We start from the raw sequence: 19,752 nt of genomic DNA, 5'->3' as shown, positions 1-19,752 counted from the left end.
CAGGTGCCCACCGTCGACATCGATCGCGAAACCGCCCGCGAGGCGGCCGAACGTGAGCTGAGCAAACCGATCTACCCGCGGCCGTCGCCCAAGCAGCAGTTCATCGACTTCATCGAGACGCTGGTCAGGCGGCTGATACTCAAGGGCGCGGAGCTGCCGGGCGGTTGGTTCACCATCAGCGTGCTGATGATCGTGCTCGCGGCAGCGGTGGTGGCTGCCGTCCACGTCGGCCGGCGCATGCTGCGCGACGGCGACAGTGGCCGGCCCTTGTTCGGCACGACGCAGCTCAGCGCCGCAGAACACCGCGCGACCGCGCAGCGCTGCGCCGCGTCGGGCGAATGGGCCGAGGCGATCCGGCACCGGCTGCGGGCGGTGGCCCGCGCACTCGAGGACAACGGGGTGCTCCATCCCGCCCCGGGGCGCACCGCCACCGAGCTGGCCCGCGACGCCGGCGCGGCCCTGCCCGACCTGGCGGGCGGACTGCTGCGGGCAGCCGAGACGTTCAACGATGTCAGCTACGGCGAGGTGCCGGCCACCCCGGAGGGATACCGGATCGTCACCGAACTGGACGAGCAGATGCGCTCCACGACGCAGCGGCGGCAGTACCGATGACGGCCACCCGGCGGATGTGGCTGTGGGGCACGCTGGTTCTTGTTGTGATCGTGGTGGTTTCGCTGGCCGGCGGCTATCTGACCGGTACCCGGCCGGGCGGCCGGATGGATCCGAACGCCACCGGCCCGGCCGGCGCACACGCGGTGGTGGCGCTGTTGCGCGACCGCGGCATCGAGGTGGTGGTCGCCGGCAGCGTCGAGGACGTCACCCGCGCGGCGCGACCCGATGCGCTGGTGCTGGTGGCTGAGACCCAGCGGATCGTCAGCGCCGAGCTGTTGAACCGGCTGACCGGCCTTCCCGGCGACCTGCTGCTGGTGGCGCCGGACGCACGGGCACGCAAAACCCTGACGCCCGATATTCGGTCCGGCCCCGCACGTTCGTTCACCCGCCAGCCCGGCTGCAGCTTGCGCGAGGCCGAACGAGCCGGGGCGGTCGACCTGGGTACCACTGCGACTTATGGTGCGGTTCAAGGTATTTCGGTGCTCAGTTGTTACGACGGTGCACTGGTTCGCTATCGCAGCGACGATCGGACCATCACGGTGATCGGCAGCGCGTCCTTCATGACCAACACCGACCTGGCCCGCGAAGGCAATGCCGCCCTGGCGATGAACCTGGCCGGCTCGCGCGAGCGCCTGGTCTGGTATGCACCTCAACACATCGAAGGCGGAACATCGGGCAGCGCAACGCTTCTCGAACTGATCCCCAACAACGTGAGATGGCTGTTCTGGCAGCTGTGCGTGGTGCTTGCGCTGGCCGCATTGTGGAAGGGTCGCCGACTCGGACCGCTGGTCGCCGAGCGCATGCCGGTCGTCGTGCGCGCGTCGGAGACCGTGGAGGGTCTCGGCAGGCTCTACCGATCCCATCGGGCCCGCGACCGAGCCGCGGCCGCGCTACGCACCGCGACCCTGCGGCGGCTCGCCCCGCGGCTGGGGTTGGGGCCTGCTCCGGATCCGGCGGCACTGGTCGCGGCGGCGGCCCAGCGCATCGGGATGCACCCGGACTGGTTGTGGCACTGCCTGTTCGGACCACCTCCGGAATCCGACGTCGCACTGGTCGGTCTTGCCCAGGCACTCGACGACATCGAAAGGCAGGTCACCCACTCGTGACTCAGACTCCCCCGCACAATCCGGCGGCAGCGGCGGCACGCGAGGCGCTGCTGGCGTTGCGCACCGAGGTCGCCAAGGTGGTGGTCGGCCAGGACGCTGTGGTCAGCGGCCTGATGATCGCCCTGCTGTGCCGCGGCCACGTGCTGCTCGAAGGCGTTCCGGGCGTGGCGAAGACGCTGCTGGTCCGCACGCTCAGCGCGGCGTTGCGGCTGGACTTCAAACGGGTCCAGTTCACCCCGGATCTGATGCCCGGCGACATCACCGGATCGCTGGTCTATGACACCAACACCGCGCAGTTCGTGTTCCGACCCGGGCCAGTCTTCACCAACCTGCTGCTGGCCGACGAGATCAACCGCACCCCACCGAAAACCCAAGCGGCACTGCTGGAAGCGATGGAGGAGGGGCAGGTCAGTGTCGATGGCGCAGCCAAGCCGCTGCCCGACCCGTTCATCGTCGCGGCCACGGCCAACCCGATCGAGTACGAGGGCACCTACCGGCTGCCGGAAGCTCAACTCGACCGCTTCCTGCTCAAGCTGACCGTCCCGCTGCCGGGACGCAACGCCGAGATCGACATCCTGGCCCGCCATGCGCAGGGATTCGACCCGCACGACCTGTCCGCGGTCGCGCAGGTGGCCGGCGCCGAGGATCTGGCGGCCGGTCGCGCCGCGGTGCGCCAGGTGCTGGTTGCCGACCAGGTGCTGGGCTACATCGTCGACGTGGTCACGGCGACCCGACACTCCCCGGCCCTGCAGCTGGGTGTCTCGCCGCGCGGCGCAACCGCCCTGCTGGCCACCTCGCGGTCCTGGGCGTGGCTGTCCGGGCGCAACTACGTGACGCCGGATGACGTCAAGGCGATGGCCCGGTCCACGCTGCGGCACCGGGTGATGTTGCGTCCGGAGGCCGAACTCGAAGGCGCCAGCGCCGACGGCGTGCTCGACGGCATCCTGGCCTCGGTTCCGGTGCCGCGCTGGTGATCCTGACCGGCCGCACCGCGTTGGTCGCACTGGTCTGCGGCCTGCCCGTCGCACTGGCCCCCTGGCCGGCGACGGCGTTCGCCGTGCTGCTGGCCGGCCTGGGTGTCGCGGTGGTGCTCGACGTCGCCTTGGCGGGCGATCCGGGCGGGTTGCGGATCACCCGGTCCATGGAAAACGCGGTGCGACTCGGCCAATCGGTGGTCACCACCGTGTCGATCGTCAACGGCGGCCGCCGGGTCCGCGGGCAGTTGCGCGACGCCTGGCCGCCCAGTGCCTGCGCCTCGCCACGCGCCCATCGCCTCGACCTGCCCGCCGGCCAGGAGCACCGGGTGCTCACCGAGCTGCGGCCGATTCGGCGCGGTGAGCAGCACGCCGACCGGGTCACGGTGCGCTCGGTCGGGCCGCTGGGGCTGGCGGGGCGGCAGCGGTCGCGGGCGGTGCCCGGGCAGGTGCGGGTGCTACCACCGTTCCTGTCCCGCCGGCATCTGCCGGCGCGGCTGGCCCGGCTGCGGGAGATCGACGGGAACCTGCCGGCGCTGGTCCGTGGCCAGGGCAGTGAGTTCGACTCACTGCGTGAATACGTCGTCGGGGACGATGTGCGCTCAATCGACTGGCGGGCCACCGCGCGGCGCTCCGACGTCGTGGTGCGCACCTGGCGGCCCGAGCGGGACCGGCGGGTCGTCATCGTGCTCGACACCGGCCGGACCGCGGCGGGCCGGATCGGGGTCGACCCGACCGCGCGGGACCCCGCGGGCTGGCCGCGGCTGGATTGGTCGATGGATGCCGCACTGTTGTTGGCGGCGTTGGCCTTACGTGCCGGTGACCACGTCGATCTGCTCGCCCACGATCAGGTGACCCGGGCCGGGGTGTTCGGGGCGTCGCGCACCCGGTTGTTCGCCCAGTTGGTCGACGCGATGGCACCGCTGCGACCGACGCTGGTCGAATCCGACGCTGCGGCAATGCTGGCCACGTTGTCCCGGCGAGCGCGCCGCGGCAACTTGGTGGTGTTGCTCACCGACCTGAACGCTTCCGCGTTAGAGGAAGGACTGCTGCCGGTTCTGCCGAAGCTGACCGCCGAACACCAGGTGATCCTGGCCGCGGTCGCCGATCCCCGGGTGGAGCGTCTGGCCGGTGGACGCAGCGACGCCGCCGCGGTCTACGACGCGGGGGCCGCCGAACGCTCCCGCAATGAGCGGCGGGCGGTGGCGGCCCGCTTGCGGCGCAGCGGCGTGCTGGTCATCGATGCCCCGCCCGACGATTTGGCGCCGGCGCTGGCCGACGCCTACCTGGCGATGAAGGCCGCCGGGCAGCTCTGATCAGGCGCGCGAGCGTGCGGAGAATGCCACGATTCGCGGCGTGTCGCTGTGCAGACACGCACTCAGTGTCAGGGTGGTGATCGCCGCGTTGCGGTGGTTGGGTTCTTCGCACCTGGTGTTTGGCTCAGACACGCACTGTCGCCCGCGAGGTCGACCAGCGAGCATTCTGCCGGCACCAGGTGGGAAGGACCGACCGGCGTGACTTGATAGGAGCGTGGCACCGCCCCCGACTGAGATGTGTCCGCCGGCCGGCCCAACCTTCCTTGCATCCCCGTCGAGATGAAAGAAGGCACCGTCCATGGTGGTCATTGGGACCGATGTACACAAGCGCACCCACACTTTCGTCGCCGTCGACGAAGTGGGCCGCAAAATTGCAGACAAAGCCGTACCCGCAACCACAGAGGGCCACCTGGCAGCGTTGGCCTGGGCCAAGACCACCCTCGGCGACGACCTGTTGTGGGGTATCGAGGACTGCCGCAACCTGTCGGCCCGCCTCGAACGTGACCTGCTGTCCACCGGCCAAAAGGTCGTGCGGGTGGCACCCAAACTAATGGCTCACGAACGCGCGGGCGCCCGCACCCGAGGCAAGTCCGATCCCATAAATGCCTTGGCAGTGGCACGGGCGGTGTTGCGCCACCCTGACCTGCCGGTGGCCGGCCACGACGAGGTGTCGCGGGAATTGAAGTTACTGGTCGACCGCCGCGAAGACCTTGTGGCACAACGCACAGCAACGATCAACCGGTTCCTGGGCCGGATCCATGAACTCGATCCGGCTCAGTCGCCCAAGAAGGGATCGTTGGATCGCGCAAAGACCCAGATCGCGCTGGCCGCCTGGCTGGCCACCGTCGACGGCCTACTGGCTGAGTTGGCCACCGACGAACTCGGCGACATCATCCGACTGACCATGACGATCACTGCGCTGACCCAACGCATCACCGACACGGTGCAGGCGGTAGCACCGAACCTGCTCGCACTTGTCGGCTGCGGCCCGTTGACCGCCGCCAAACTCGTCGGCGAAACCGCCGGCATCACCCGCTTCAAAAGCGAAGCCGCGTTCGCCTGCCACAGCGGCACCGCCCCCATCCCCGCCTGGTCCGGCCACACCGCCGGCCGAGTCCGCCTCAACCGATCCGGTAACCGACAACTCAACGCCGCTTTGTACCGCATCGCGATCACGCAAGCCCGCCTCACTGACAGCCCCGGCCAGATCTACTACCGCAAACGACTCGCCCAAGGAGACTCCACCAAAGAAGCTCTCCGCTGCCTCAAACGACGACTCACCCGCGTCGTCTACAACCACCTCCACGCCGACGAGAAATCACGACACCCCACACCCCACGCCGCCGCTACTTGACATAGGAGCAATGCTGCTCGCGGCAAAAAAGGGGCTAGCCGGTGGGGACGACGTCGGGTGCATCGGCGATGTCGCCGGTCTCGTCGGCGGCAACACCCTTGCGCCCGAAGTGCACCACGTAGGCCAGAAACGCCGCCTCGGCGAGAACCCCGATGCCGATCCGCAGCCACGTCGGCAGCGGCGACGGGGTCACCATCGCCTCGAGCAACCCGGAGACGGCCAGCACCACCACCAGGCCGACGGCGACCGCGACGACGGCGCGGCCCTGCTCGGCGAGCACCTGTCCGCGCGGCCGGTCCCCCGGTGCGATCACCATCCAGCCCAAGCGCATGCCCACCGCGCCGGCCAGGAACACCGCGGTCAGCTCCAGCAGGCCGTGTGGGGCGAGCAGGCCGAGCATGAACCCGCCCCTCCCGGCGTGGAACATCAACCCGAGTCCCACCCCGAGGTTGGCGGCGTTGGCGAACAGCAGTGCCGGGATCGGCAGGCCCAGCAGCACCGAGAACGCGATGGCGCGCGCGGCCACCCAGGAGTTGTTCACCCAGACCTGCAGAGCGAAGGACCCGGCCGGATGATCGCTGTAGTACGCGGCGAACTCGTGATTGACCAGCCGGTCGATCTCCGCGGGCGTGCCGATCACCGCCTGCACGTCGGGGTCGCCGGCCACCCAGCAGGCGATGATCACCGCGACGGCCAGGAAGGCGACCGCGGTAGCCAGCCACCACCGCCAGGCCCGGTAGGCGACCACCGGAAACGACACCGTCCAGAAGCGCACGAACTCCGAGGCCAGCGGGGCGTGCGCCCCGGTGACCGCAGCACGCGAGCGCGCCACCAGACCGGAGAGCCGGCCGATGAGCGCCGTATCCGCCGCCGAGGAGCGCACCATCGACAGGTGGGTCGACACCCGCTGGTAGAGCTCGACGAGTTCGTCGACTTCGGCGCCGCTCAGCCTGCGACGGTTCTTGACCAGCGACTCCAGCCGATCCCAGCTGGGGCGATGGGTCAGCACGAAGGCGTCGACATCCACGGCGTCGAGCCTAACCTCGCAGTCCTCGACGGGACCGGATCGGCGGGTAGCGTCTGCGTTATGCCGAACCGCAGCCACCAGCTGGTGACCGGCGACGCCGTCGTACTCGACATCGCGATCGCGCAGCTTCCGGTGCGGGCGGTCAGCGCGCTGATCGACATCACCGTCGTCCTGGTGGCCTACCTATGTTCGATCGTGTTGTGGGCGATGACCCTGGGCCGGTTCGACGACGCCCTGACCGCCGCGATCGCGATCATCTTCGCGGTGCTGCTGCTGGTCGGCTATCCGGTCACCATCGAGACCATCACCCGGGGCCGGTCGCTGGGCAAGATGGCGATGGGACTGCGGGTGGTCTCCGATGACGGGAGCCCGGAACGATTCCGGCAGGCGCTGTTTCGGGCGCTGGCCGGGGTGGTGGAGATCTGGGCGCTGACCGGCAGCCCGGCGGTGATCTCCAGTCTGCTGTCGGCTCGCGGGAAACGCCTGGGCGACATCTTCGCCGGCACGGTGGTGATCAGCGAGCGTGGACCGGCTTCGGCGCCGCCCCCGCTGATGCCTCCCGGGCTGGCCTGGTGGGCGTCGGCGCTGCAGCTGTCCGGGCTGCGGCCTGAATCCGCCGAGCTGGCAAGGCAATTCCTCGGCCGGGCGAACCAGCTCGACCCGCACACCCGACAGATGATGGCGTATCGGATCTCCGGCGAAGTGCTGGCGCACATCTCCCCACCGCCGCCCCCGGATGCCCCGCCGGAACTCGTGCTCGCTGCGGTGCTCGCCGAGCGCCATCAACGCGAGCTGGCGCGACTGCAGGCCGGCTCGCCGGTCCCCTATTTCCAGCCGGCCCCCGGCTCATGGCCACCGCCGGGAACGGGCGGGTTCATCCCGCCGGGCTGAGCCTCGGCACAACTAATCGTTGCATTCCGATAGATCCCGATATATCGTCATCGTATCGGGAGCGATGAGCGTTCCCTCCAAGAGCACGAGGTGACCAATGAACATCCCCTTCGGTCCGCCCGGCGGGCCCTTCACCGAAAACACCGAAGAAGCCGGTAGTTTCGGCTTCGGACCCGCGACGCCGCATCAGCGCCGGGCCGCGCACGCCGCGCGCCGGCAGGCTCGCCGTGAGTTCCGCAGGCAACTGCGCGACCAGGCCGCCGAGCACTGCGGGCCCTTCGGCTTCAGCCCCGGCCACGAGCCCGGCGGCCCGGGCTTCGGTCCGGGGTTCGGCCCCGACTTCCGGCACGGCTTCGGTCCGGTATTCGGCCCGGGGTTCGGCCCGGGCGGTCCGGGGTTCGGCTTCGGTCCCGGCGGGCACCGTGGGCACCGGCGCGGCAACCGCAGCCGGCGCGGTGACGTGCGGATCGCCATCCTGGCACTGCTGACCGAGCGTCCGATGCACGGCTACGAGATCATCCAGCAGATCGCCGAACGCAGCCAGCAACTCTGGCGCCCCAGCCCGGGATCGGTCTACCCGACCCTGCAGATGCTGGTCGACGAGGGACTGATCAGTGGTAGCGAAACCGACGGCAAGAAGCGCCTTTTCGAGTTGACCGAGGACGGCCGCGCGGTCGCCGAGGAGATCGAGACCCCGCCGTGGGAGGAGATCGCCGACGGAGTCGACCCGGGGCAGGTCAGCCTGCGCACCGCGATCGGCCAGCTGTTCGGTGCGGTCGCCCAGGCCGGTCAGGCCGCCACCCCCGACCAGCAGCAGCGCATCGTCGACATCGTCAACGCCGCCCGCAAGGAGGTCTACGGCATCCTCGGTGAGACCGACTGAGCTCAACTGTACGAGGCTTCAGCAGCGGCGAAGGACCCGATGCATCGCGGTCTTCTCGTTCGATGAAACCCATAGTCGGTACTCGGTTTTGACCGTGACCTGACGGGCCACGAACTCGCATGCGAACGCGGCGTTCGCCGGCAGCCAGCCGGCGGCGTCGCGGAATGCCTTGTCGAAGTTGGCTTGGGCGCTGACCGCCAACAGGTTGCGCGGGTCGTTGGCGAAGTCGCGGCGGCGCCCGTCGTCCCAGGACCGCGCACCTTTGTACCAGGCGTCGGCCAGCGAGACCAGGTGGTCGACCTGCACGGACTCCGATGTCTGCGGGCCCCGGACGAATTCGATGGTGTTCCCGGAATACGGATCGTGCAGGACACCGCGCTGCACCAGACACGTTCCGCGGCGCAGTTCGATCCGGGTCAGGTCGCGGCGCAGGATGTCGTCGCGGGTGTTGCAACCGTTGTGGCCGAACTCGACATTGACGTCGTCGCTCCAGCGCTCACCGAACCGGTAGCGCTTGAAGTCCTGGCCCCGGTCCCAGCCCTTGACCGGTAGCGCGTCCAGCATTCGCCGGGCGGCGTCGTAACCCGGGTCGAGCGGCGCCGCGCTCGGTGTGGACGGAATCCACGCCGGCGAAGGACCTTCGGATCGCGAGAATCCATTACGCCACCACGCCCAGCCCACGACTGCGGCAACGAGGAGCACGACCACCCCGGCGCTCCGCAATGATCGCATTCAGGGCAACTCGACCCAGTCCAGCGTGCGCTGCACGGCCTTTCGCCATCCGGAGTAGCCCTCAGCACGCTGATCCTGCGACCAGTTGGGGGTCCAGCGTTTGTGCTCCTGCCAGTTGGCCCGCAGATCGTCGGGGCCCTTCCAGAACCCGACGCCCAGCCCGGCGGCGTACGCCGCACCCAGCGCGGTGGTTTCGGCGACGACCGGCTTGACCACGTCGACGCCGAGCACATCGGCCTGGATCTGCATGCACAGATCGTTGGCGGTGATACCGCCGTCGACCTTCAAAACCCCCAGGTGCACACCGGAATCGGCTTCCATCGCCTCGGCCACGTCTCGGCTCTGGTAACAGATCGCCTCCAGCGTCGCCCGGGCCAGGTGCGCATTGGTGTTGAATCGGGACAGCCCGACGATCGCGCCCCGCGCATCCGACCGCCAGTACGGCGCGAACAGACCGGAGAACGCGGGCACGAAGTACATCCCGCCGTTGTCGGCGACCTGACGGGCCAGCGACTCCACCTGTGTGGCGCCGCTGATGATGCCGAGCTGGTCGCGCAACCACTGCACCGCCGAACCGGTGACGGCGATCGAACCCTCCAGGGCATAGACGGGTTTGGCGTCGCCGAACTGGTAGCAGACCGTGGTCAGCAGCCCATTGTCGGAACGGACGATCTGCTCACCGGTGTTGAGTAGCAGGAAATTTCCCGTGCCGTAGGTGTTCTTGGCTTCACCGGCCGACAGACACACCTGGCCGACCATGGCGCTCTGTTGGTCGCCCAGGATGCCTGCGATCGGCACCTCGCCGCGCACCGGCCCGGTGCTGACGGTGACGGCGTGTCGCCGGCGCGTCGACGACGCGGTGATGCGCGGCAGCATCGCCCGCGGGATCGAGAACAGCGCCAGCAGTTCGTCGTCCCAGTCCAGGGTCTCCAGGTTCATCAGCATGGTGCGGCTGGCGTTGGTGACGTCGGTCAGGTGCACCCCGCCACGCGGGCCGCCGGTCAGGTTCCACAGCACCCAGGTGTCGCAGGTGCCGAACAGGGCGTCCCCGCGTTCGGCATCGGCACGCACGCCGTCGACGTTGTCCAGAATCCACTGCAGCTTGCCGCCGGAGAAGTACGTGGCCGGCGGCAGCCCCGCCTTGCGCCGGATCACCTCGCCGTGCCCGTCGCGCTCCAGGGCGGCGGCGATGTAGTCGGTCCGGGTGTCTTGCCAGACGATCGCGTTGTGGTAGGGCTGACCGGTTTTCTTATTCCACACCACGGTCGTCTCGCGCTGGTTGGCAATACCCATCGCGGCCAGGTCGGAGGCTTCGAGCTTGGTGGTGTTCAGGGCCGATACCAGCACGGCCGCAGTGTGATTCCACAGTTCGAACGGGTCGTGCTCCACCCAGCCCGCCCGCGGCAGGATCTGCTCGTGTTCAAGCTGGTGACGGCCCACTTCGGCGCCGTCATGGTCGAAGATGATGCACCGGGTGCTGGTGGTGCCCTGGTCGATCGACGCGACGAAATCGCCCAAGTCTGACTCCTGTCCACAGTGCCTGCCCTGCCGGTCCGTCCAGCGTCCATCATGGCCCAAACCGGTCCCGATCGGGCGCCGCTACGCGCTCGCGACGATGGCAATGTGAGCGACGCGCGTCCACAAAATTAGACAGTCTTCACGAAGCCATCAGTCGGTATTTATTCGTGTAATCGCATATTTCCATGTGTCACCGGTAGATGTCGTAATGGTGAACAAACGGTGTCGGTCACGTGGCCGGAACCGTCGAAGACCCTCGTCGCCTCCCCCGGGCACGTGCAGCTGAAAACTCAATCGGAGAAGCAATGGACGTCGTTCTCGGAGTGGCACTTGCATCAACCGCGCCCACCACCACCATCTACACGGTGCTGGTGGGCGGTGAGAACGGGGACGGCGTCATCCTGGAGGCGCACAGCTTCGACGTGCCGACCGATACCGCCACCGACTTCGCCGCGGTGGACGCGGTGATCGCCGCGATCCTGCAGGCCCGCGAGGCCGCCGGCCACTCCGGGTATCACCTGGTCTCAACCGGGCTGACGGTGACCGACCCCCTGGATGCGGCCGCGGTGAGTTCGCGGTTGGCCGCCAACGGCCTGGCCGACGTCGCCATGATCTCCCCCGTTCTGGCGGCCGCCAGCCTGGCCCGGAACCTGGGCCAGACGGTCGGCTGTGACCGGATGGGCCTGTTGTCGATCGAGTCCACGGACGCGACCCTCGCCGTGATCAACTGCGCTGACGGCTCCATCACCCGACTGTTCTCCCAGCCCCTGCACGACGGGGATGCCACCGCCGCGATCGACACCGTCGCCGACCGGTTGAACACTCCGGAGACCTGCCCCGACGGCCTGCTTCTGGTCAGCCCCGAGGTCGACTCGAGTGCCATCAGGCCCCGACTGGAGGCGACGTTCGGCTACGAGGTGTGTGAGCCCGCGGAACCGCAGGCGGCACTGGCCCGTGGCGCTGCGCTGGCCGCCACCGGGGTGGCCCGGGCCGTCGAGGCGTCGACCGCAGCGCTGGCCTACACGCAGGAAGCCGACTCCGGCGCGATCTTGCCCGGTTACTACGACATCCCCGCCTTCGACGCCGACGATCGGGCCTACAGCGCGGTTCCCGACGAAGAGGCCGACACCGCAACCGAACTCATCGAACCGGTGGGCCAGCCGCCACGGCGTCCGCTGCTGGTCGCCGGCACGGTGCTGGCCTCCACCATGTTCGCTGCGGCCTCGGCGCTGATGGTGTCGATGGCGCTGGATATCACGCCCAATCTGGTCGCGTTGCGGCCGGAGATCGGGCGGGTGCTGAGTTTTCCGCTCGAACCGCCCAAGATGCAGGAACCCGCTCTGCAGCCGTACGTCGAGCCGCCCGTGGTGTTGAGGCAGCCGGACATGCTGCCGCTGCCTCCGCTGGCTGTCCCGCCGGCGGCACCCGTGTCGGTTCCGATTCCCCCGGCGCCCGATGCGTCCGCACCCCCGGTGTTCGGTCCTCCGCTGGATTTGCCGTCTCCGGCGGTGCCCGCGGCGGCCCCGTTCATCTTCACCCCGGCCCCGTTGCCGGTGCACCACTGGACACCTGCGATCCGGCCGGCCGCAACGGCTCTTCCTGATCTGTCCTTCCTGCTCGGCCTGCCCGCGAAGCTGGCTCCCGCGCCCACACCGCCCAGCGCGGTGCCGGCACCGCCGCTGGAGATTCCGATCCCGCCGGTGGTCAAGCCGGATCCGCCGGTGGAGATTCCGACCCCGCCCGTGGTCAAGCCGCAACCGCCGGTCATCAAGCCGATCCCACCGGTGATCAAGCCCAACCCGCCGGTGGAGATTCCGGCCCCGCCGGTGGTCAAACCGAATCCACCCGTGATCAAACCGCAGCCACCGGTGATCAAGCCGATCCCACCGGTGATCAAACCCAACCCACCGATCCAGCTGCCCGACCCACCGGTGATCAAACCCAACCCACCGATCCAGCTGCCCGACCCACCGGCGATCAAACCCAACCCACCGATCCAGCTGCCCGACCCACCGGTGATCAAGCCCAACCCACCGATCCAGCTGCCCGATCCACCGGCCGTCAACCCCAACCCGCCGTTCCAGCTGCCGGGTCTGCCGATCTCGCCGCCGAAGATGGCTCCCCCGGCCGGCCTCCCGCAGTCGCCGGCGATTCCGGCGCTGCCGGCCCCGCAGGCGCCGACGATTCCGGCGTTCAACCCGCCGGGGCTGCCGAGCCTGCCTGCACCCAATTCCCCTGCCCTACCGTCACTTCCGGCTCCCAAGGCACCGGTGCTCCCGTCGCTTCCGGCGCCCAGCGCACCTACGATGCCCAGCCTCGGCGGCGGCCCCGGCGGTGGGATCTTCGGGGGTAAGCCCGGCGGTGGCATCTTCGGCGGCAATCCGGGCGGCGGCATCTTCGGCGGCAAGCCCGGTGGCGGCATCTTCGGCGGCAATCCGGGTGGCGGCATCTTCGGGGGTAAGCCCGGCGGTGGCCTGTTCGGTGGAGGCGGCGGCGGACTGTTCGGCGGAGGCGGCGGCGGACTGTTCGGCCACTAGCGCACCCAAGCCGTAGTGACTACCCGTTACGGCTGCCACCAGGGTCGCAGGGGCAGGCCGCCGTCGTCGCCACGATCGCCGAGCTTGGCGGCCAGCACGTGGTGCAGCTGAAACAGGTTGCGCTCGAAGCCGAGTACCGACGCCGCCATATACAGGCCCCATACCTTGGCGCGGCCCAGGCCGACTTCGGCGACGGCCTCGTCCCAGTGGTCGACCAGGTTCTGCCCCCAGGCGCGCAGCGTCTTGGCGTAGTGATGCCGGAAGTCCTCCTCATGCAGCACCTCGAAACCGGTCTGCTGGACCTCGCTGATCACCCGCCCCGAACCGGTGATCTCCCCGTCGGGAAAGACGTAGCGGTCGGTGAAGGCGTCGCCCCGGTAGATCGAGTTGTCCGCCAGCGTGATGCATTGATTGAGCAACAGGCCACCGGTGCGCAATTTCGACTTGAGGGTGCCGAAGTACTCCGGGTAGTGCTTCACCCCGATGTGCTCGGACACCCCGATCGATGAGATGGCGTCGAACTCGCCTTCCCGGACGTCGCGGTAGTCGCAGTGCCGTATCTCGGCCAGCTCGGAAAGCCCCTCCTCGGCGATCGCTTTCGTCGCCCAGTCGGCCTGCTCAGCCGATAACGTCACACCGATCCCGGCGACCCCACGGCGGGCGGCGTAGCGCACCATGCCGCCCCAGCCGCAGCCCACATCGAGCAGTCGGTCGCCCGGTTGCAGGCGCAGTTTCTCGAAGATCAGCCGATATTTGTTCTCCTGGGCCTCCTCCAGCGTTGCCTCGGCGTTCGGGTAGATCGCACAGCTGTAGGTCATCGATGGACCCAACACCCATTCGTAGAAGGTGTTGGACACGTCGTAGTGATGGTGGATGGCGTCGGCGTCGCGGGCCTTGGAGTGCCGCAGACCCACCGCGGTGCGCCGCCACTTGGGCGGCGCCTCCTCCGGCGGCGGGGCGATCGGCCTGAGTCGCTTGAAACCGATCGAGCGAACGATGTTCACCAGCGTCTGCGGCGACGGCTGTTTGAATTCCAGGTCCGCCAACGCATTGAGCACCTCGTAGGGGTTCCCCGGATGCACCCCGCGCAGTTCCAGGTCACCCGAGATATACGACCGGGCGATACCGAGTTGGCCGAGCGAGGTGGCCAAGTAGGTGGTGGCGCGCGGCGTGCGCAGGTGCACGCCCAGCGCGGCGTCGTCGGGCCCGACGCTGCTGCCGTCGTAGGCGGTGATCTTGATCGGTGGTTGCCCTCCGCCGGCGAGAATCAGCAGGATCTCGGCCAGACCCAGCCGGCCTTTGGTAGCGCGAGCGCGTTCCGTTTTCAATGTGGTCATGGTCTGCCCCGTCCCAAGCTCGTCCAACCCGCCCCCGTCGGCGGGCGGTGCGTCGGTGCCTACCCACATCAACGGTCAATCAATCAATTAACGTCAGCGAAAGCGCTGGGGTTCAATCGATGGCGGTCACGGCCGCCAGAGCACGCGCGAACACCGCCAGATCCTCGGCGGTGGTATCGACGTGCGGGGAGATCCGCAGCACCGGCGCGGTCAGCTCCAGTGGTGCGCGTTCGACACCGGCCGCGGTGGTCACGATCCGGTGCTCAACGATCAGGCCGGAACGCACCGCCACCGGGTCGGCGCCGTCGATCGGTGTCAGCGTGGTGATCGCGCTCGGCTCGTCGACCGGCTCCACCACCCGCCAGCCCGGCAGCCCGGCCAGCGCCCGCCGGCTCAGCGAACCCACCTCAGCCAACCCGGCCCGCACATCCGCCGGCCCGGCCGCCAGATACTCGCCGAGAGCGGCTGAAAACCCCACCTGCGCGGCGACGTTCACATCACCGGCTTCCGGCCCGGGCTGCATCCGGTCGCTGAGTTCGGGACGCACCGCCAGCGCCCCTACGCCGCGCGGGCCGGCCAGCCACTTGCGTGAGGATGAATAGACGGCATGGACAGCGGGGCCGCCGACGGCGCAGTCGATCTGGCCCAGCGCCTGGGCGGCGTCGACGACCAGTGGCACCCCCGCTTCCGCGCATATCCGCGCCATGCCGGCCAGCGGCTGCACCAGCCCTCGGTGACTGCCGACCGGGGTCAGGTGCACCAGGTCCGGCGGGTCGGCGGCGAGCGCGGCCGCCGCCTCATCGAGCACCAACCGGCCGGTTGCGTCGACCGGCAGCATCCGCCGGACGAAGCCGCGCGCCGCCATCACCGCCAGGTTCGGCCCGTACTCGCCGGGCAGGCAGGCCAACGTGCGGCCCGCGGCGGGCCACCGGGACAACAGCAGATCCAGGGCATGCCGCGAGCCGGTGGTGAACACCACGTCGGCGGCGGCCATGCCGGTCATTGCCGCGAAAGCGGCCCGGCCGGCGTCGATCACCGGTGAGGCGGCCTCGGCGGCGACATAACCGCCGACCTCGGCTTCGTGACAAGCGTGCCGGGCGGCGGCCTCCATCGCGGTGTAGCTCTGCCGTGAGCAGGCGGCGCTGTCCAGGTGCAGCCCGGCGACCGGCGGGCGCGCCGCGCGCCAGACGTCGGTAAGGCTCATTTGATGGCGAGCGACAGACCGAAATCACCGGCCGGGTCGGTCCACCACCGCCGGCGCCGCAGCCCCGCGGCGGCCAACTCGGCGGCGACCTGGTCCGGCCGGAATTTGCACGACACCTCGGTCAGCATCTCCTCCCCGGCCGCGAAGTCGACGGCCAGGTCCAGTGCTGCGATCACGACGTGCTGTTCGCGGCGGGATCGCAGCCACATCTCGATGCGCTGATCCGCCGAGTTCCACCGGGCCACATGGGCGAAGGAGTCCAGGTCGAAGTCCGCCTCGAGTTCCCGGTTGACCACCGCGAGCACGTTGCGGTTGAACGCCGCGGTGACGCCCGCGGCGTCGTCGTAGGCACGCACCAGCCGTGCGGTGTCCTTGACCAGATCGGTGCCCAGCAGCAGGGCGTCGCCGTCGTGCATCACCTCGGCGAGGGCCGCCAGGAAGTCCGCGCGCGGCACGGGAGTCAGGTTGCCGATGGTGGAGCCGAGAAATACGAACAGCCGCCTGCCGTCGTCGGGGATCTGCGCCAAATGATGTTCGAAGTCGCCGCAGACGGCGTCCACCCGCACTCCGGGGTAGTCCCGGGCGATGGCCTCTCCCGCCGTCTCCAGCACGCCGGCGTCGACGTCGAACGGGACGAATCGGCGCAGTGCACCGGTGGCCTGCAGCGCATCGAGCAGCATCCGGGTCTTCACCGAGGTTCCGCTGCCCAACTCGACCAGAGTGTCCGCTCCGGACAGCGACGCCACCTCCGCGGAGTGGTGGCGCAGGATCTCCGCCTCGGCGCGGGTCGGGTAGTACTCGGGCAACCGGGTGATCTGATCGAACAGTTCGCTGCCGGTTTCGTCGTAGAACCATTTGGGCGGCAGTGTTTTCGGAGTCTGACGCAGGCCGTACCGAACGTCCTCGCACAGCGCGGTGTGGGCTGCGTCGGCCGCCAGGTGGTTGGACAGCGAGACCGTCATCGACTTCCTTTCAACGTGGTGACGCTGACCTCACCGTCGTGGGCGTCGACCAGGTGCCGGTCCGGTATGTCGACCCAGCGCGGGTCGTCGTCGTAGGGTTCGCTGGCCAGCACCACCCCGTCACTGCCGTGCAGCATCGACAAGGTGTCTCCCCACGTGGTGGCCAATAGTCTGGAACCGTTGGCGGCCAAGACATTCAGCCTCGCCTGCGGATCGGCCGCGCCGATCTCGGCAATCACCTCACCGAGCGACTCGACTCCGCGTTCGAAGATCGATGCGGCCAGTATCGCACTGTCGCAAACTGATTCGGCTCCCGCACAGGTCGGCAATATCGCCCGGTTCACCACCCCGTTGTGCGACAGCAGCCACGTTCCGTCGGTGAACGGGGCCGTGGCGCTGGGCTCGATCGGCATGCCGACGGTGGCCGAGCGCACCGCGGCCACCACGCAATGACTCGACAACGCCGGCGCCACCGACGCGAACGAGGTGTCGCCCCACAGCGGCGCCGCACTGCGCCAGCGCCGCGGCTCGTCGCCGCCCGCGATGTCGTAGAACCCCGCGCCCCACCCGTCGGCGTTGAGCAGGCCGTGCTGTTGGCGGCGTGGCGCATAGGACTGCACCAGCAGGCCGTACGGCGGTTCCAGGATCAACTCGGCCAGCGACCGCGGGCGGCCCAGCCAGCCCAGGTGCCGGCACATCAGACGTCCCAGGCCAGTCGGACACCGGCGAAGATCTGCCGCCGGTACGGGTGATCCCAGTTGCGAAAGCTCGGCCGCAGGATCTCCGGCGCCACCGCCCACGACCCGCCGCGCAACACCCGGTAGTCGCCGCCGAAGAACGGTTCCGAATAGCGTTGATAGATCATCGGCGCAAAGCCCGGCCACGGTTGCAGCGGTGAACTGGTCCACTCCCAGACATCGCCGAGCAGCTGTTCGGCGCCGTAGGCCGACGCACCGTTCGGATAGGCCCCGATCGGGGCCGGGCGCAGTGCCGCGCCGCCGAGGTTGGCCAGCTCGGCCGTCGCTTTGCCCTCGCCCCACGGGTGGCGACGCCGCCTGCCTGCGTCCGGGTCCCACGCACAGGCCTTCTCCCATTCGATCTCGGTGGGCAGCCGGGCGCCGGCCCACTTCGCGTAGGCCTGCGCCTCGAAGTAGCTGACGTGCTGCACCGGTTCGTCGCCGGGAAGGTCCTCGGTACGGCCGAACCGGGTCCGGGAGGCGTGGTCGGGGCTCCAGAACTGCGGCGCGGTCAGGCCGGTCCGCACTCGGTGGTGCCATCCGCGCTCGGTCCACCACCGGGGTTGGCGGTAGCCGCCGTCGTCGATGAACGCCCGCCATTCGCGGTTGGTCACCGGCACCCGGCCGATCCGGAATGCCCCCACCTCGACGCGGTGCGCCGGCCGCTCGTTGTCGAGCGCGAACGGCTCATCGGCCGCATCGACGCCGAGTACGAACTGCCCGGCCGGCACCAGCACCGAGGTCCCGGCCAGCCCCGGCCGCCCGGCCGGCAGCGAGCGACCCGCATCGAGCAGCGGCGCGCCGGTGCGCAGGTTCAGTGCCTGCAGCATGGTCTCGTCGTGCTGGTGTTCATGGCTGAGCACCAGCCCGAACACGAACCCGTCCCGGGAATCATCGGGCACGGCGTCCAGTTTCTCGAAGACCTTGGAACGCACTGCGGCGCAATATTTCCGGGCCTGGTCCGGGCTCAGCAGCGGCAGGTCGACACGGCTGACCCGGGGGTGGACGAACGCGTCATAGAGACCCTCGACGTCCGCCGGCAGCATCGCGGGGCGGGCCGGATCCCCGCCGCGCAGCAGCCACAGTTCCTCCTGCTGACCGATATGGGCCAGGTCCCACACCAGCGGACTCATCAACGGGTCGTACTGCCGGTGCAGTTCGGCGTCGTCGAAGTCGACGAGCGCCAGTGTGCGCTCGCGTGCACGGGTCAGGTCCCGAGCCAGCGTCTCCGGTGTGCTCACGACTGCCTTCGCGCCAGCCGGCCCACCATCGCGGGGACACCGGTGCGGCCCACCTCGTCGGCGATGTCGTCGGCCGGGCAGCGGGCCCGTTCGACCATCCCGACCAGCCGGTCCATCCCGCCGCGCAGCGACGCCGGCGCCTGATCGGCCACCAACTCCACGCACCGGCGCGCGGCCGCGTGCAGCCGCGGGTCGGCCAGGCCGATCCGGGCGGCGACGTCCCACGCGGTCGCGACCGGCCCGACGGCCTCGGCGGCGGCGCCGGCGGCGACCGGGTCGTCGAGCAGGGTCGCCAGGGTGAAGACGATCGCCGGCCACAGCGCGTCACCGAGGCTGTCGAGGTAGCGGATCTCCAGCCACCCGCGTGGACGCACCGGCGGGAACAACGTGGTCAGGTGGTAGTCGAGGTCGCCGATGCCGGCGCGACGGCCGCCCAGTAGCACCCGCCCGTCGGCCCAGTGGGCGAACGGCACGTAGCGGCTGACCGGGCTGGCCTCCGGTGCGTGTACCAGCATCACCGGCGCCTTCAATGCGTAGCGCGCCCAGTCCGCGGCGGGATCGGTGCCGTCAAGGCCGAGGACGGGGCCGCAGCGCGCCGAGTCCAGCCGGCTCCACACCCGTTGCCGGGTGGACCGCCAACCGGAGAATTCCCCGCCCAAAAGCGGGGAGTTGGCGGCGATCGCGACCATCGTCGGGCCCAGTGCGTGTGCCAGCCACACCCGCTCGGCCCAGCCGGACCGTGGTCCGGCATCGAGGTTCAGCTGCACCGACGCCGTCGACGTCATCATTGCCGCACCGGCCGAGCCGGTGTGGCTGGCGGCGAAGAACTGCTCCATCGCGGCGTAGCGCGCGCCGGGGTTGACTCGACCCGCCGGTCGCAGCGGGTCGGCGCCGAGGGGCACCAGCCCCAGCCCGGCTTCGGCGAACGCCGACCGCAGCACCACTTGGTCGGCGGCCATCGCCTCGATCGCGGCGACCGCACCCGTCACCGGCGGGCTGGACAGTTCCACCGCGCCGCCGGGTTCCACGGTGACCCGGCTGCCGCCCGGCAGCACCGGTAGGGACGTCAGGACCTCGCCGATCTCGGCCCACCCGGGGCGGCGGCGTGGATCGGCCGGATCAAAACAGTGCGCCTCGATCTCCAGGCCCACCCGGCCCAGCGGCGCATCGGTGAGGCAGCGAGCGGCGATGTAGTCGGCGGCGTCGGCGGCACCGGCGAGCTCGGCGTCGCCGGGGCAGGGCTCATCGGCGCGGGACAGTTGTGTCGCCGCGGCCAGCGCCATATATCAGCCCCTCCGCCTGTCGATCTCCCCGACGCTAC

General features: G+C 69.6%; 17 protein-coding genes. 8 read left to right on the top strand and 9 right to left on the bottom strand.

Annotation, left to right across the window (positions count from 1 at the left end; translation table 11 throughout):
- The first annotated feature begins 3 nt into the window (after positions 1–3).
- The 5 genes from G6N23_RS00645 (at position 4) to G6N23_RS00625 (ending at position 5,362) form a co-directional block, all read left to right on the top strand.
- Entirely contained in the window at positions 4–612 is a 609-nt protein-coding gene (locus G6N23_RS00645; RefSeq protein ID WP_085260351.1) for a DUF4129 domain-containing protein, read from the top strand.
- On the top strand, positions 609–1,718 hold the full coding sequence (locus G6N23_RS00640; RefSeq protein ID WP_085260352.1) for a DUF4350 domain-containing protein: 1,110 nt from the start codon (positions 609–611) through the stop codon (positions 1,716–1,718). The genes G6N23_RS00645 and G6N23_RS00640 overlap by 4 nt, the downstream gene beginning before the upstream one ends.
- On the top strand, positions 1,715–2,692 hold the full coding sequence (locus G6N23_RS00635) for an AAA family ATPase (protein ID WP_085260353.1): 978 nt from the start codon (positions 1,715–1,717) through the stop codon (positions 2,690–2,692). Before G6N23_RS00640 ends, G6N23_RS00635 begins: the two co-directional genes overlap by 4 nt.
- Positions 2,689–4,008: a DUF58 domain-containing protein gene (locus tag G6N23_RS00630; protein WP_085260354.1), complete on the top strand. Its 1,320-nt coding sequence runs from the start codon at positions 2,689–2,691 to the stop codon at positions 4,006–4,008. Before G6N23_RS00635 ends, G6N23_RS00630 begins: the two co-directional genes overlap by 4 nt.
- Positions 4,009–4,306: 298 nt before the next feature.
- Entirely contained in the window at positions 4,307–5,362 is a 1,056-nt protein-coding gene (locus tag G6N23_RS00625) for an IS110 family RNA-guided transposase (protein WP_085262294.1), read from the top strand.
- Positions 5,363–5,396: 34 nt separating this feature from the next.
- Here the strand turns inward: G6N23_RS00625 and G6N23_RS00620 are convergent, their stop codons facing one another.
- The gene (locus G6N23_RS00620; protein WP_085259925.1) at positions 5,397–6,389 is read right to left on the bottom strand and encodes a stage II sporulation protein M; all 993 of its coding nucleotides are present in this window, start codon (positions 6,387–6,389) and stop codon (positions 5,397–5,399) included.
- Between the two features lie 60 nt (positions 6,390–6,449).
- Between G6N23_RS00620 and G6N23_RS00615 the strand changes: the two genes are divergently transcribed.
- Positions 6,450–7,280 carry an RDD family protein gene (locus G6N23_RS00615; RefSeq protein ID WP_085259926.1) on the top strand — a complete coding sequence of 277 codons (831 nt, stop codon included), beginning with the start codon at positions 6,450–6,452 and terminating at the stop codon, positions 7,278–7,280.
- Positions 7,281–7,377: 97 nt separating this feature from the next.
- A complete protein-coding gene (locus G6N23_RS00610) occupies positions 7,378–8,163 on the top strand; it encodes a PadR family transcriptional regulator (protein WP_085259927.1) in 786 nt (261 codons plus the stop codon).
- Between the two features lie 18 nt (positions 8,164–8,181).
- Here the strand turns inward: G6N23_RS00610 and G6N23_RS00605 are convergent, their stop codons facing one another.
- Positions 8,182–8,895 carry an HNH endonuclease family protein gene (locus tag G6N23_RS00605; protein ID WP_165758676.1) on the bottom strand — a complete coding sequence of 238 codons (714 nt, stop codon included), beginning with the start codon at positions 8,893–8,895 and terminating at the stop codon, positions 8,182–8,184.
- A complete protein-coding gene (glpK, locus tag G6N23_RS00600) occupies positions 8,896–10,413 on the bottom strand; it encodes a glycerol kinase GlpK (protein ID WP_085259928.1) in 1,518 nt (505 codons plus the stop codon).
- Between the two features lie 323 nt (positions 10,414–10,736).
- Between glpK and G6N23_RS21730 the strand changes: the two genes are divergently transcribed.
- The gene (locus G6N23_RS21730) at positions 10,737–12,950 is read left to right on the top strand and encodes a DUF7159 family protein (RefSeq protein ID WP_235653477.1); all 2,214 of its coding nucleotides are present in this window, start codon (positions 10,737–10,739) and stop codon (positions 12,948–12,950) included.
- 26 nt (positions 12,951–12,976) lie between these two features.
- Here G6N23_RS21730 and G6N23_RS00590 read toward each other — a convergent pair whose 3' ends face one another.
- From G6N23_RS00590 to egtA, 6 genes are all read right to left on the bottom strand, one after another.
- Entirely contained in the window at positions 12,977–14,287 is a 1,311-nt protein-coding gene (locus tag G6N23_RS00590; RefSeq protein ID WP_085260163.1) for a class I SAM-dependent methyltransferase, read from the bottom strand.
- A 112-nt stretch (positions 14,288–14,399) separates the two neighbouring features.
- Entirely contained in the window at positions 14,400–15,491 is a 1,092-nt protein-coding gene (gene egtE, locus G6N23_RS00585) for an ergothioneine biosynthesis PLP-dependent enzyme EgtE (RefSeq protein ID WP_085259930.1), read from the bottom strand.
- Entirely contained in the window at positions 15,488–16,453 is a 966-nt protein-coding gene (egtD, locus tag G6N23_RS00580; RefSeq protein ID WP_085259931.1) for an L-histidine N(alpha)-methyltransferase, read from the bottom strand. Before egtD ends, egtE begins: the two co-directional genes overlap by 4 nt.
- Complete coding sequence (gene egtC, locus G6N23_RS00575) at positions 16,450–17,151, bottom strand: ergothioneine biosynthesis protein EgtC (protein ID WP_085259932.1); 702 nt, start codon at positions 17,149–17,151, stop codon at positions 16,450–16,452. Before egtC ends, egtD begins: the two co-directional genes overlap by 4 nt.
- Positions 17,151–18,431 (bottom strand): ergothioneine biosynthesis protein EgtB, encoded by a 1,281-nt coding sequence (gene egtB, locus G6N23_RS00570; protein WP_085259933.1) that lies wholly within the window; start codon positions 18,429–18,431, stop codon positions 17,151–17,153. The genes egtC and egtB overlap by 1 nt, the downstream gene beginning before the upstream one ends.
- Positions 18,428–19,714: an ergothioneine biosynthesis glutamate--cysteine ligase EgtA gene (gene egtA, locus G6N23_RS00565; RefSeq protein WP_085259934.1), complete on the bottom strand. Its 1,287-nt coding sequence runs from the start codon at positions 19,712–19,714 to the stop codon at positions 18,428–18,430. Before egtA ends, egtB begins: the two co-directional genes overlap by 4 nt.
- Between the last annotated feature and the right edge of the window lie 38 nt (positions 19,715–19,752).

The organism is Mycolicibacter terrae (genome assembly GCF_010727125.1).
GTDB classification, from domain to species: domain Bacteria; phylum Actinomycetota; class Actinomycetes; order Mycobacteriales; family Mycobacteriaceae; genus Mycobacterium; species Mycobacterium terrae.
The sequence above is the reverse complement of the archived record's forward strand: the minus strand, read 5'-3'. Positions and strand labels throughout refer to the sequence as shown.

Excerpts from the sequence above, each read along its gene's own strand:
- G6N23_RS00640 (WP_085260352.1), top strand. The coding sequence starts at position 609 with ATGACGGCCACCCGGCGGATGTGGCTGTGGGGCACGCTGGTTCTTGTT.
- G6N23_RS00625 (WP_085262294.1), top strand. The coding sequence starts at position 4,307 with ATGGTGGTCATTGGGACCGATGTACACAAGCGCACCCACACTTTCGTC.
- G6N23_RS00615 (WP_085259926.1), top strand. The coding sequence starts at position 6,450 with ATGCCGAACCGCAGCCACCAGCTGGTGACCGGCGACGCCGTCGTACTC.
- G6N23_RS00610 (WP_085259927.1), top strand. The coding sequence starts at position 7,378 with ATGAACATCCCCTTCGGTCCGCCCGGCGGGCCCTTCACCGAAAACACC.
- G6N23_RS00605 (WP_165758676.1), bottom strand. The coding sequence starts at position 8,895 with ATGCGATCATTGCGGAGCGCCGGGGTGGTCGTGCTCCTCGTTGCCGCA.
- G6N23_RS00590 (WP_085260163.1), bottom strand. The coding sequence starts at position 14,287 with ATGACCACATTGAAAACGGAACGCGCTCGCGCTACCAAAGGCCGGCTG.
- egtE (WP_085259930.1), bottom strand. The coding sequence starts at position 15,491 with ATGAGCCTTACCGACGTCTGGCGCGCGGCGCGCCCGCCGGTCGCCGGG.
- egtD (WP_085259931.1), bottom strand. The coding sequence starts at position 16,453 with ATGACGGTCTCGCTGTCCAACCACCTGGCGGCCGACGCAGCCCACACC.
- egtC (WP_085259932.1), bottom strand. The coding sequence starts at position 17,151 with ATGTGCCGGCACCTGGGCTGGCTGGGCCGCCCGCGGTCGCTGGCCGAG.
- egtA (WP_085259934.1), bottom strand. The coding sequence starts at position 19,714 with ATGGCGCTGGCCGCGGCGACACAACTGTCCCGCGCCGATGAGCCCTGC.